At 62.0% G+C, this 12,660-nt stretch carries 14 protein-coding genes; 7 read left to right on the plus strand and 7 right to left on the minus strand.

Annotated elements, in window-relative coordinates:
* Nucleotides 1-1,326, plus strand: a complete 1,326-nt coding sequence (deoA, locus tag EV286_RS14140) for a thymidine phosphorylase (RefSeq protein WP_132957779.1) — start codon at nt 1-3, stop codon at nt 1,324-1,326.
* Here deoA and EV286_RS14145 read toward each other — a convergent pair.
* From EV286_RS14145 to EV286_RS14175, 7 genes are all read right to left on the minus strand, one after another.
* Nucleotides 1,316-1,840: a TIGR02281 family clan AA aspartic protease gene (locus tag EV286_RS14145; protein WP_132958060.1), complete on the minus strand. Its 525-nt coding sequence runs from the start codon at nt 1,838-1,840 to the stop codon at nt 1,316-1,318. The genes deoA and EV286_RS14145 overlap by 11 nt on opposite strands.
* A 161-nt stretch (nt 1,841-2,001) precedes the next feature.
* Nucleotides 2,002-2,631, minus strand: a complete 630-nt coding sequence (upp, locus tag EV286_RS14150; RefSeq protein WP_132957780.1) for a uracil phosphoribosyltransferase — start codon at nt 2,629-2,631, stop codon at nt 2,002-2,004.
* Nucleotides 2,632-2,749: 118 nt separating this feature from the next.
* Entirely contained in the window at nt 2,750-3,718 is a 969-nt protein-coding gene (locus tag EV286_RS14155) for an adenosine deaminase (RefSeq protein WP_132957781.1), read from the minus strand.
* Nucleotides 3,715-4,935, minus strand: coding sequence for a phosphopentomutase (locus EV286_RS14160; protein WP_132957782.1), 1,221 nt, complete (start codon nt 4,933-4,935; stop codon nt 3,715-3,717). Before EV286_RS14160 ends, EV286_RS14155 begins: the two co-directional genes overlap by 4 nt.
* 168 nt (nt 4,936-5,103) lie before the next feature.
* Nucleotides 5,104-5,652, minus strand: coding sequence for a TadE/TadG family type IV pilus assembly protein (locus EV286_RS14165; RefSeq protein WP_132957783.1), 549 nt, complete (start codon nt 5,650-5,652; stop codon nt 5,104-5,106).
* A 77-nt stretch (nt 5,653-5,729) separates the two neighbouring features.
* Entirely contained in the window at nt 5,730-6,338 is a 609-nt protein-coding gene (locus EV286_RS14170; protein ID WP_132957784.1) for a TadE/TadG family type IV pilus assembly protein, read from the minus strand.
* A gap of 188 nt (nt 6,339-6,526) precedes the next feature.
* A complete protein-coding gene (locus EV286_RS14175; RefSeq protein WP_132957785.1) occupies nt 6,527-6,943 on the minus strand; it encodes a pilus assembly protein N-terminal domain-containing protein in 417 nt (138 codons plus the stop codon).
* A gap of 394 nt (nt 6,944-7,337) precedes the next feature.
* Between EV286_RS14175 and EV286_RS14180 the strand changes: the two genes are divergently transcribed.
* From EV286_RS14180 to EV286_RS14205, 6 genes are all read left to right on the plus strand, one after another.
* Nucleotides 7,338-7,526 (plus strand): Flp family type IVb pilin, encoded by a 189-nt coding sequence (locus EV286_RS14180; protein WP_132957786.1) that lies wholly within the window; start codon nt 7,338-7,340, stop codon nt 7,524-7,526.
* Between the two features lie 151 nt (nt 7,527-7,677).
* Nucleotides 7,678-8,190: a prepilin peptidase gene (locus EV286_RS14185; protein WP_132957787.1), complete on the plus strand. Its 513-nt coding sequence runs from the start codon at nt 7,678-7,680 to the stop codon at nt 8,188-8,190.
* 119 nt (nt 8,191-8,309) lie between these two features.
* Complete coding sequence (gene cpaB, locus EV286_RS14190; RefSeq protein ID WP_132957788.1) at nt 8,310-9,116, plus strand: Flp pilus assembly protein CpaB; 807 nt, start codon at nt 8,310-8,312, stop codon at nt 9,114-9,116.
* A 14-nt stretch (nt 9,117-9,130) separates the two neighbouring features.
* Nucleotides 9,131-10,600, plus strand: coding sequence for a type II and III secretion system protein family protein (locus EV286_RS14195; protein ID WP_132957789.1), 1,470 nt, complete (start codon nt 9,131-9,133; stop codon nt 10,598-10,600).
* A gap of 13 nt (nt 10,601-10,613) precedes the next feature.
* Nucleotides 10,614-11,339: a CpaD family pilus assembly protein gene (locus EV286_RS14200; protein WP_245500707.1), complete on the plus strand. Its 726-nt coding sequence runs from the start codon at nt 10,614-10,616 to the stop codon at nt 11,337-11,339.
* A 30-nt stretch (nt 11,340-11,369) separates the two neighbouring features.
* Nucleotides 11,370-12,647 carry a CpaE family protein gene (locus tag EV286_RS14205; RefSeq protein WP_132957790.1) on the plus strand — a complete coding sequence of 426 codons (1,278 nt, stop codon included), beginning with the start codon at nt 11,370-11,372 and terminating at the stop codon, nt 12,645-12,647.
* The last annotated feature ends 13 nt before the right edge of the window (nt 12,648-12,660 follow it).

The following is a 12,660-nucleotide window of genomic DNA, read 5'->3' on the forward strand; positions in this document are numbered from 1 at the left end:
ATGCTGCCGCAGGAGACCATCCGCCGCAAGCGTGACGGCGGCGCCCTGTCGGCTGTGGAGATCGAGGCTTTCATTTCGTCTCTCGCGAAGGACGAGCTTTCTGAAGGGCAGATCGGCGCTTTCGCGATGGCGGTCTGGTTTCGCGGCATGACCCGCGACGAAACCGTGGCACTCACGCTTGCCATGGCGCGCTCCGGCGACACGCTCTCATGGCCCGGTATCGACCGACCGATCGCCGACAAGCACTCGACCGGCGGCGTCGGCGACAACGTTTCCCTCATGCTTGCCCCAATTGCTGCAGCCTGCGGCCTCGCCGTGCCGATGATCTCCGGGCGGGGGCTCGGTCATACAGGCGGGACGCTCGACAAGCTTGAATCAATTCCAGGCTACAACATCATGCCTGATGCGGCGCTGTTTCGCCGTACGGTGAACGAAGCCGGCTGCGCGATCATCGGGCAGACGGGCGTGCTGGCGCCGGCCGACCGCAGGCTCTATGCCGTGCGTGATGTTACCGCGACGGTCGATTCCATTCCGTTGATCACGGCCTCGATCCTCTCGAAGAAGCTCGCCGCGGGCCTGGATAGCCTCGTCCTTGACGTGAAGATCGGCAACGGTGCCTTCATGACGGGCAGCGGAGAGGCCGAGACGCTTGCGCGATCCCTGGTGGAAGTCGCCAACGGCGCGGGCGTGAATACCTCCGCGCTGATCACCGACATGAACCAGCCGCTCGCCGATGCCGCCGGCAATGCCGTCGAGATCCGCAATTGCCTGGACTTTCTGGCCAGCCGAAAGAAGGGCACGAGGCTGGAGACGGTCGTGCTTGCCTTTGCGGCCGAAATGCTCCTGCAGGCAGGTCTTGTCAAAACGGCTGCCGACGGCGAGATGCTGGCGGGGGAGGCGCTTGCCTCGGGCCGGGCTGCGGAAATCTTCGCCCGCATGGTGCGTCTTCTCGGCGGGCCCGCCGATTTCGTCGAGAACCCGGAAAAGTATCTGCCCAGGGCTCCGATCGAGCGCCCTGTCGTGGCCTCCGATGATGGCTGGCTTGCAGGCTGCGATGCGCGCGGTATCGGTATGGGCGTCATCGATCTTGGCGGTGGACGTCGGCATCCGGACGATCGAATCGATCATCGTGTCGGCTTCAGCGGCTTGCTGCCGCTCGGAACGAGGGTGGCGAGAGGCGAACCGATCGCCGTCATCCACGCCGCGGACGAAGCGGGCTTCGAACGAGCGGCTGCTGTCCTGCGCGATGCCTATCGGATCGATCAGGTGCCGCCCGCGCTTCCGCCGGTCATTGCCGGCCGCGTTGCAGCGGATCTTACTGACTGAGGCTGAGCGAGCCGTCAGCAACGGTGTAGGAGGCAAGCTTCTGGAGGAAGCTCATGCCGACAAGCGTTCCGCTCAACGCGGCATCCTTCAGCACGAAGGCCTCGACGCCGCGAACCTTTATGCTGCCGATTTCGATGCGGTCGAGCGTGACATGTGCCGCCTTCGTTTCTCCGTTGGCCGTGTTGACGGCGTAGCGAAAGTCGAGCTGGTTGCCACTGAAGCCAAGGCGGCGCGCGGTGCTTTCGTTGAGCGCCACATAGGTGGCGCCCGTATCGATCAGCCCGTCGACCGGCTTGCCGTTGATCTTGAAGCTGCCGGTGTAGTGTCCGCGGGCATCGGGCTCGAGGCGCACGCTGCCATATCCGCCCGTCGATGACGTCGATAGCGGGACGTCAACGGCAGCCGCCATGGGCGTTACGCTCGCGGCGCCTGGCTCAAAACTCTGGAAAAGTGCTGGGATCTGGGTCGCAAGGACCGCGACGACGGCGGCAAAGATCAGGCTGCGCACGAGCATGGAACGAATATCCTGCATTGTTCCCCCGCCTCATGCGGGAGCAGTTCAGGTTCGATCCCTACAGCATCTTTGCTGACAAGTTCCTAAGGCCGGTGCCGAAGAGCGCACGTAGCGCCAATCATTCCACCGGCAATTGAAGGGCCGGTTAACAGCCCGTAAAGCTACTTCGTACCGTACATCCGGTCGCCGGCATCGCCGAGGCCGGGAACGATATAGCCCTTCTCGTTGAGATGGCTGTCGATCGCGGCGGTAAAGACCGGCACGTCGGGGTGGGCGTCGCGGAAGTGGCGAATACCCTCCGGCGCTGCCAGCAGGCAGAGAAAGCGGATATTGTGCGCACCCCGCTCCTTCAGCTTCTCGATGGCCGCGATAGAGGAGTTGCCGGTCGCAAGCATCGGATCCACCACGATGATCAGCCGCTCGGAGATATCCTCCGGTGCCTTGAAGTAATATTCCACCGGCTGCAGCGTCTCGTGATCACGATAGACGCCGATGTGCGAGACTCGCGCCGAGGGCACGAGGTCGAGCATGCCTTCGAGCAAGCCGTTGCCCGCGCGCAGGATAGAGGCGAATACCAGTTTCTTGCCTTCCAGGATCGGCGATTGCATCTCCTGGAGCGGAGTTTCGATCGTCTCCATCGTCAATTCGAGATCCCGCGTGACCTCATAGCAGAGCAACGTCGAAATTTCCCGCAGCAGTCGGCGGAAGCTTCCGGTCGAGGTCTCCTTGCGGCGCATGATGGTCAGCTTGTGCTGTACGAGCGGGTGATCAATGACTGTGACGCCGTCCATGATATCAGCCTTCCGGTAGTTCGTGTCTGTCGATCGTTTCTTCCATGGAAATCGCCCGGCCTGCAAGAGGAGAGGCGGTTTTACGCGCATCTTCCCCCTGATCTGTGGGTTTCGTCCGCTACAGACGGGCCATCAGCCGCCGTCGTGTTTCCTCGTCGACAAATGCGGCCTCGATCGCCGTCCTTGTCATCGCATTTATCTCATCGTCACCGAAGCCGAAGGCGCTGGAGGCTAGGTCGTATTCGCGTTCCAGAGAGGTGTGGAAGAATGGCGGGTCGTCCGAATTGAGCGTCACGCGCACGCCTGCTTCCCTGAGCTTGCGCAAGGGGTGCGACTGGAAATCCGGGAACACGCTGAGCGCAATATTCGAACCGGGGCAGACTTCGAGCACCGTACCGAGATCGGCGAGCCGCGCGACGAGATCGATGTCCTCGATCGCACGCACCCCATGGCCGATACGGGAGGGTCTTACGACGTCGAGCGCATCGGCGACGCTGAAGGCGCCACAGACCTCCCCTGCATGGATGGTGAGGCCGAGGCCCGCCTCACGGGCGATGTCAAAGGCACGAGCATAGTCGGCGACGCGGCCCATGCGCTCCTCGCCCGCAAGGTTGAAGCCGGTGATGAGCGGATTGTCGCTCCTTGCCGCATATTCGGCGGCGGCAACCACGCTCGCCGGCCCGAAATGGCGCTCCCCGGTGATGATGAGGCGGGCCTCGATGCCAGTCTTTGCCTTGGCTGCCCGAATTCCTGCGCAGACCCCGGCAATATAGGCATTAGCGCCGAGGCCAATCCGGTCGCCATGGTCCGGAGAAACGATCAGCTCGCTGTATATCGTGCCGATCGATGCCAGTTCCTCCAGGTAGGTTTCGGTCAGCAGCGCATAATCCTCCTCCGTGCGGAAGACTTCCGAGACCTTGTCGTAGCACTGCAGGAAGGCGGCAAAATCGTCCCAAACGTAGATGCCATCGCGGAGGAAGTCGTGGGTGTCGACGCCGTATTTCAGTGCCTGGCTCTTGGTCAGCGCCGGTGGTGCTGCGCCTTCCAGGTGGCAGTGCAGCTCAACCTTCTTCAAGTGCGAGGTCACAGGAAGCTCCTTCCGTGCTTGCCAGTCGGAATGCCGAGGTGGCGCGCGACGGTCTCGCCGATGTCGGCATAGGTCGAGCGGATGCCGATGGGGCGCGAGCGCATCCCCGGGCCATAGGCGAGGATCGGGACGCGTTCGCGCGTGTGGTCGGTGCCGCGCCAGGTGGGGTCGCAGCCGTGGTCGGCCGTCAGGATCACCAGGTCGCCCGGCTTGAGCTTGCGGTGGATTTCCGGCAGGCGCGCGTCGAAAGCCTCGAGCGCTGCCGCATAGCCCGGAACATCGCGGCGATGGCCATAGAGCATGTCGAAATCGACGAAATTGGTGAAGACGAGGTCGCCTTCGTCTGCCGTCTCCATTGCCTCAAGAGTCGCGTCCATCAGCGCCATGTTGCCGTTGGCCTTGATGACTTCGGATACGCCTTGATGCGCAAAGATATCGCCGATCTTGCCGATCGCATGGACCTTGCGTTCGGCGGCGACCAAGCGGTCGAGCAACGTCGGCTCCGGCGGCAGGACGGAAAAGTCGCGCCGGTTGCCGGTGCGCTCGAAGGTGGTGCGCGTCTCGCCGACAAAGGGGCGCGCGATCACGCGGCCGATATTGTACGGATCGAGTAAGGTCCGCACGATCTGGCAGAGTGCGATCAGCCGCTTGAGGCCGAAATGGCGTTCATGCGCGGCGATCTGGAAGACTGAGTCGGACGATGTGTAGCAGATCGGCTTGCCGGTGCGGATGTGCTCTTCGCCATGGCGCGCGATGATCTCCGTGCCGGAGGCATGACAATTGCCGAGAATGCCTGGCAGGTCGGCGGCCTCGCAGATCGACTGCACGAGCTCGGCGGGAAACGCGTCGCCCTCGGCCGGAAAATATCCCCAGTCGAACATCACCGGCGTGCCGGCAATTTCCCAATGGCCGGATGGCGTATCCTTGCCGCGCGAGACTTCGTTGGCTGAGCCGTAGAGCCCGTAGATACGTTCCGGCAGGGGCATGCCCGCGGGATAACGGCCCGATGCGGCCTTGGCGATCTGCATCAGGCCGAGCGCCGACATGTTGGGGAGCACCAGCGGGCCTTCGCGCAGTCCCTCGCGGTCGCCAGCCCCGGCAGCGCAGAACTCGGCGATGTGGCCGAGTGTGTCGGCGCCACCGTCGCCATAGGTTTCGGCATCAGGGCCGCCGCCGACACCGAATGAATCAAGGACCAAAAGAAAGGCGCGAGCCATTTTCCCCCCGGACTGCATGCATGGGGACTGCATGCATGGATGCGTGCCACGCCTGTCGCGCGTTTGCCACGCTGTTTGTTGCTTCAGGGATTGTCCTTATATCGCGCTTTGTTCATTGGCAATTTGCATCTGCGCTGGAGCCGAGCTATCGGATCGGCGTGCGTGGTATCAGCAATCGCTGCAGCTGATGGCTTTTCCCTCGCGCTGCCAGTAATAGTAGTCACGCTTGATGGTGATCTCCTTCATCGTGGAAGGGAGGAAATCCGCGCCGAATTCGAAGACCTTGTAAGGAACGGTCAGTTCGGCGTGAACGAGGAAGGTGCCGGGCTTCTTCATATCATTCGGCATCGAGGCCGCGCTGCTTGCAGCATAGGGTGGTCCGGATTCCGACCATGACCAGGCGACCTTCGCGTTCGAGGCCGCATCGACACTGATGCCGGTGATCTTGACCGTCATGCCGTCGGTACCGAACGGCGCGAAGATGCTGCGCGCGGCATTCGGCATCTGAGCCAAGAATGCCTTGTTGACCGTTGCTTCCGCGCGGGTGACGGCGTCTGCTACCGTGCCGGCTGCACGGCTCGCCTTCTTCGCGAAGTTCAAGCCGATGGTGACCTGCAGCGCGCCAATGTAGAGGATCAGGAGGACCGGCGCGATGATTGCGAATTCTATCGCCCCGATCCCGCTCTTGTCGCGAAGGAAACGGGAGAACACCGACATAAACCCCCTGCACGGTCCCGTGCCGTCCCAGGGTGATTGCCCAATACCTGCAAGGCCGGGGAGTTCGCGCGCCGCCATCAGTATTTCTCGTTCTTGAAGGTCGACGTGGAAATCATCAGATAGTCCATAGAGCCGTCGGGACGGTGTTCGTCGCTGAGGAAAGGGCGAACAAGATCAGTCACGATCTGCCAACGGTAGAAGGCGCGGACCATGTTGATCGTTTCCGGGCCGCCGGGCGAGAATTTCAGTGCGGATGTATTGAGCGGAGCACGCGGATCGGAAGACATTCGCGGTATTTCAGGGACGATGTCCGAGAAGTCGTTGTAGTGTTCCACGTCCAGGAAGAGCTTCTCCGGCGTGTTGACCTCGGTCGGCGAGCATTTGATGAGAATCGAAATCTCGTTGCAGAATGCCTGGCGGAACTGCTCCTTGGTTATCGTAGCGGCGATCTGGCCGGTCCGCATCTGGCGCGAGAGCTTGTCGACTGCGTTAGCGACGAGCTGCTCGCCGGCATAGCAGACGAAGGTCTCGACGGTCGCGAAGATGATAACGAAATAGGGGATGGCAAGAAGCGCGAATTCGATGGCCGCGGATCCTTCCCGCGAGCGGAAGAACCGGCGAAGGCGCAGTTTTCGGGCCGGTGCGGATGGGGGCAGGCTGCCTGCATCATCATGATCAATTGCCATCGTGCCGGAAGCATCCTGCAAATTGCCACCGCCGCGCACGGCCATGGCTGAACCTCGAGACCCAGGTGCAGATCCGCCAAACCAGCCAACAGCGAACGGTGCTTTCGGACGCGCCTGCACGCCACACTATCGGACGTTTCTTGATTTTCCGTTTCGGCGGTCGCCTCAATTTGAGACTTGGCGCAAGACTAGGGGGCTTCGCCGTCGCCGGGATTGTTGTTCTGCTGGGTATGCTGCTCGCAATTGGGCGTGCAGGAGAGAACGGAGCGTTCCGTCTGCCGGAAGACGCGCACGGTGTTGCCTTCGTCGATCGATACCAGGATGCGTTCGTCGAGGATGGCATTGCCGTCGATGTCGAGGAGAACGAGGTTGGTCGTCCCGAAGCTGCGGCCGGTGAGCACGATCGTCTTGGCATCGGCGACCGTCGCGTCCGCCACCTTGGAATTGCCGACGATGACCTTGCTGACGGGGCGGTCGAGCTTCAGCACGCGCGCATGATCCATGTAGACGCGCAGCATGTCGTCCTCGCCACCCGCCCATGCGTTTCCGAAGCCCGCGGCGATGATGGCGCAGGCGAGGACGGCGATCTTGCCGCGGTTGGACATTGTGGACCCCTTGAACGGCTCGTGCGGAAGCGACGCGCACAATAATGGAAAAGATTGGTGAATGAAGCGTTAAGCGCTTGAAATGTGCGTAGGCGGGGCCGGCGGACCGTGCCGGGTGGATTCAAGCGAACGGGCAGCCTCGATATGGAACGGCTTTGCCCTGCGCATCGAAAGTTCGGCTTTTGAATCAGCGTCTTCCCGGTTGGCTGGATTGGTCGAATTGCAGCGATGCGATTAACCTTGCGATCACCATAGAGGGTGTATTTTAGAATTTACGACCTGGTAACTCTAAACCTTAAGGTGATGGAAACAGCCCTTTGATTAGTTTGAAGCGATCCGATCAACGGCAACAGTTGGCGGAAGTGCTGACAACCAAGTGGAGTAGGAGTTACCCATGACCAAGCTTTTCGCCCGTTTCCTGAAAGACGAATCCGGCGCAACCGCCATCGAATACGGCCTGATCGCCGCCCTGATCTCCGTCGCGCTGATCGCCGGCGCATCGACCCTCGGCGGCGCGCTGAACAACCAGTTCTCCAATCTTGCCAACACGATGAACGACCCGACGGCAGGACTCGACGACTGATCCCCGGAATTCGGAGAGTATCAGGAGCCGCCGTCGGTCGTCACCGGTGGCGGTTTTCTTTTGCACGGCCACAGGATGTGGGGAAGGTGAGAAATATTCCTTTAGGCAATTTGCCGTAGCCTCTCGCCTTAAACCCCTTCGGAGAAGCCCGATGATCTCAGCCGCCGTCTTCCTCATCTTTCCGCTCTGCCTGGCGGTCGCGGCCTTTTTCGATCTCTTCACCATGACGATCCCGAATCGCGTGTCGCTGATCCTGGTTGCCGCCTTCCTGGTCGTCGCCCCGTTCCTCGGTCTCGGCTACCAGGTGATTGGCATGCACCTTCTCGGTGGTCTGATCGTCCTCTCCGTCTGCTTCTGCTTGTTCGCACTAAATGTGATGGGCGGGGGCGATGCAAAACTTCTGAGTGCTGCGGCTGTCTGGTTCGGTCTCACATCGTCACTCCTCATCTTCCTGATTGATGTCGCCTATGTCGGGGGTGCCCTGACCCTGCTTATTCTTGCCGTCCGCTGGCGGGCAACCACGATCCTGGCGCTCGGGCTTCCGGTGCCGAATTCCATCCTGATGGCGAAGAAGATCCCCTATGGTATTGCCATCGCGATCGGCGGTTTCATGGCCTATCCGAACTCGCCCTTGATGATTGCGGTACTCGAGAGATTGAACTGAAGCGCGCGCCTTGCCGTTCACGCTTGGTTAACCTCAATTGTAAGCATCTCATTAACTATAATTACACCAATTGCTGACCATTCTGCGGGTAGAGATTCTCACGCCTCGAGGAATGATCAATGAAACCCGCTCGCATCGCCATTCTCGCAGTCGCCATAGTCGCGGCCGGGCTTGCCGGGCTGTTGGCGATGCGGCTGGCCGGCCGGGGTGGGATAGCACCGAGCGTCAAGGCGATCGTGCAGAAGGAACCGAGCGTCAACGTGCTGGTCTCGTCCGCCAACTTGCCGGTTGGTACGCGCCTGAGCGCGGAGACGATGCGCTGGGCGGCCTGGCCACAAACCGGCCTCGTGAAAGGCTATGTAACCGAGAGCGATCGGCCCGATGCACTGAAGGAGCTTGACGGCGCCGTCGTGCGTCTTCCCTTGTTCGAGGGCGAACCGATCCGGGCTGAAAAGATAGCGGATGCGGGAGGGCGGATCATGTCGTCGCTCCTGCCTGCCGGCAAGCGGGCGGTTGCGACGGAGATATCGGTCGCGACGGGCGCCGGCGGCTTCATCCTCCCGAACGACCGTGTCGACGTGATCATGGTCAGGGAGGGCGATTCCGGAAAGTTCCTGACCGAGACCGTATTGAGCAACGTCCGCGTCCTCGCGATCGACCAGCAGATCCAGGAGAAGGAGGATGGTTCGAAAGCCGTCGTCGGCACGACGGCGACGCTTGAGCTGACGCCCGACCAGACAAAGGTTTTGACCGTCGCCCAGCAGATGGCGACCCGCCTCTCGCTTGCGCTTCGTTCGGTCGCCGATGCCCAGGAGCAGGATACGACCGCCGCGGACTACCTGCTCAGCGGCGACAATGGAAGCGCGATCGTTCAGGTCATCAAGTCCGGTCAGATTGTTACCGGCGCGAAGGTCAAGGCGCAGTAAGGGGAAGCGGGGCAATGCAGTCGATCATGAAGAATACAAGGCTTCTCCTCGCAGGGTGCCTATCCTTTTCCCTCGCTTTCTGTGACCTGGCCTCGGGGCTCGCGCTGCCGCAGGCCCATGCCGAGGGCGATGGCATCGTCAGGATCTCCCAGAGCGGGCCCGGCACGCATCGACGTCTCAAGCTCGGCCTCAACAAGGCACTGGTCGTCGATCTGCCCGAGGACGCTCATGACATTCTCGTTTCCGATCCGGAAATGGCGGATGCGGTGACGCGCACGTCCCGTCGCATCTATCTCTTCGGCAAGACGGTCGGGCAGACCAACATCTTCATCTTCGGCGCCGACGGGCAGGAGATCGTGAGCCTCGATGTCGAGATCGAGCGCGACATCGCCGGCCTTCAGGCGAACCTCAGGCGCTTCATTGCCGATTCAGACATCAAGATCGAGATCGTGTCGGACAACATCGTGCTAACAGGCACGGTGCGTACACCCCAGGATGCAGCCCAAGCGGAACGACTTGCCTTTGCCTTCCTGAAGGGCGGTGAGGCAACCACAAGGACCGAGACGGCGACGAGCAATGGCGGCGACGGCTCGGTCGCGCTTTTCGCCGAGGGCCGCCAGACGTCCCAGATCGTGAACCTTCTGAAGATCGATGGCGAAGACCAGGTCACCTTGAAGATCACCGTCGCCGAGGTGCGGCGCGAAGTCCTCAAGCAACTCGGCTTCGACCATTCCGTCACCAACCGCTCCGGCCTTGATGTGTTGACCCTCGACAATGCCGCCAATATTGCAAGCGGTGGCATCGCCGGCTCACTGACCACTTCGCTGGGCCGTTATACGCTGAACAGCTTCATGAACGCGATGGAGCAGGCCAATGCCGTCAGGACGCTCGCCGAGCCCACGCTGACGGCGATTTCCGGCCAGAGCGCCTCCTTCAATTCCGGCGGTACACGCTACTACCCGGTCGTCCAGACGGACGGCACCGTCACCTACCAGTCGTTCCAGTACGGCATCAGGCTTGATTTCACGCCCGTCGTCCTCTCCGCCGGCCGCATCAGCCTCAGGATCAACACCGAGGTTTCCGAGCCGACGACGACGACCGGAGCGACCGACGTGCGCCAGCGCCAGGCCGATACCTCCGTGGAACTGCCCTCCGGCGGTTCGATCGTGCTAGCCGGCCTTGTCCGCGACGATGTCCAGCAGGGGATACAGGGCGTGCCCATCGCCGGGAAGGTCCCCGTTCTCGGCGCGCTGTTCCGCAGCCGAAGCCTGGAGCGCAACGAGACCGAGCTCGTCATCATCGCCACGCCCTATCTGGTAAGGCCCGTCGCCCGCAACCAGCTGTCCCGGCCGGACGACAACTTCGCGCCCGACAATGATGCGGCCACCTTCTTCCTCAATCGCGTCAACAGGATCTACGGCCAGGCGGAACGCCCGGTTGCCGTGGGCCAGTACCACGGCGCGGTCGGGTTCATCTACAAGTGACCGGGAGGAAGACATGATCCTCACCGAGACCAATGGAGCAGGGAAAGACCGCAAGATGACCGGCCACATCGCAAACGCCGCCCGACCGGGCCTGAGGAGATCTGCCGTCGCGGCCGCGGTTGTCGCAGTCGCCTGCCTGCTTCAGTCCTGCGCGAATGACCAGCTGACGACCGGCGCCATCCCCGAGGATTATCGCCTGCGGCATCCGATCGTCCTTGCCGATGCGGAGCACACGCTGGACATTCCGGTCGCGGTCGGCGAGCGAAGCCTGACGATCGGCACGCGCGACGTAATCCGGGGCTTTGCCAACAACTACTCCAGTAGTGCCTCCGGGACCGTCCATATCCTTATCCCGCAGGGTTCGCCCAACGCCGCCTCCGCTTCCGCCGTGCGCAAACAGGTTCGGCGCGAACTTGTCGGCGCCGGTGTGCCCTCCACGCGAATCGTCGATACCAGCTACGTCCCGTCGAACCCGGGGGTAGCAGCACCCATCCGGCTCAGCTTCGTGGCGACGACCGCGATGACCGCGCCGTGCGGACAATGGCCGGAGGACATGAACGCCGGGCTCTACCAGAACAGGAACTGGCAGAATTTCGGCTGCGCATCGCAGAGCAACCTTGCCGCACAGATCGCCAATCCGACGGACCTCATGGGGCCGCGCGCAATGACGCCGATCGATGCGGAGCAACGCAGCAACGTGATCGAGACCTACAGAGGCGCTAGTGCGACCGGCTTCTGACCGGACCGGCTGCATTCAGGACAGGAAAAAATGAGCGCGATCGACTACGAATTCGCCAGCCCGCAGAGCCTCCGGGAGCCGGATGAGATGCCGCGCCTCGGCGACCTGGAGAACATGCGTCCTCTGCCGCGCATCTCCGTCCACGCCTTCTGCGAGAGCGAGGCGCTGCAGCAATTGATGGAGCGCTGCGGCGGTGACCGCCGCATGGCAAAGGTGAGCCTCCGTATCACAAGCGGCGGCATTGCCGCGGCGGCGAACATGTTTGCCGCCGCTCCGACGCCGAACCTGATCGTCCTCGAAACAAGAGCAAATCCAGCGATTCTTCTTGCGGAGCTCGCCCCGCTTGCTGCCGTCTGCGACCCGAGCACGAAGGTCGTGATCATCGGCTATCACAACGACATCGCGCTTTACCGCGACCTGATCCGCAACGGCATCTCGGAATATATCGTCCAGCCGGTGTCGATGCAGGACATCCTGTCGGCGATGGCGGCCATATTCATCGATCCGGATGCCGAGCCGCTCGGCCGCAGTATTGCCTTCATCGGCGCCAAGGGCGGGGTTGGCGCCTCCACGATCGCGCACAACTGCGCCTTCGGCATCTCCAATCTCTTTTCGACCGAGACGATCCTTGCCGATCTGGATCTGCCTTACGGAACCGCAAACATCGACTTCGACCAGGATCCCGCGCAGGGCATTGCCGAGGCAGTCTTTGCGCCCGAGCGGCTGGACGAGGTCTTTCTCGATCGCCTGCTGACGAAATGCTCCGAGCATCTGTCGCTGCTTGCAGCTCCCTCGATGCTCGACCGCGCCTATGATTTCGAAGCGAGCGCCTTCCAGCCGGTTCTCGACGTCCTCCAGCGCAGCGCGCCCGTTTCCGTGCTGGACGTGCCGCATGCCTGGTCGGAATGGACCCGTTCCGTGCTGGCCGCGGTGGACGAAGTGGTGATCTGCGCCGTTCCAGATCTTGCGAACCTGCGCAATGCCAAGAACATGCTCGATGCCTTGCGGCGGCTGAGGCCGAACGACAAGGCTCCGCACCTGATCCTCAACCAGGTAGGAATGCCGAAGCGCCCGGAGATCGCTCCCTCCGAATTCTGCGAGCCGCTCGAGGCCGATCCGATCGCAATCATTCCCTTCGACATCAATCTCTTCGGCAATGCGGCCAATAGCGGACGGATGATCTCGGAGATGGATGCGAAATCCCCCGTGGCCGAGACCTTTTCTCAGGTCGCGCATATCGTCACCGGTCGCGTGGCGGTGAAAAAGGCGAAAAAGGGCGGCCTGCTTGGCCTGCTCAAGCGCAGATGAACCGGACAATGGG

Source organism: Rhizobium sp. BK251, from assembly GCF_004345245.1.
GTDB lineage: Bacteria > Pseudomonadota > Alphaproteobacteria > Rhizobiales > Rhizobiaceae > Rhizobium.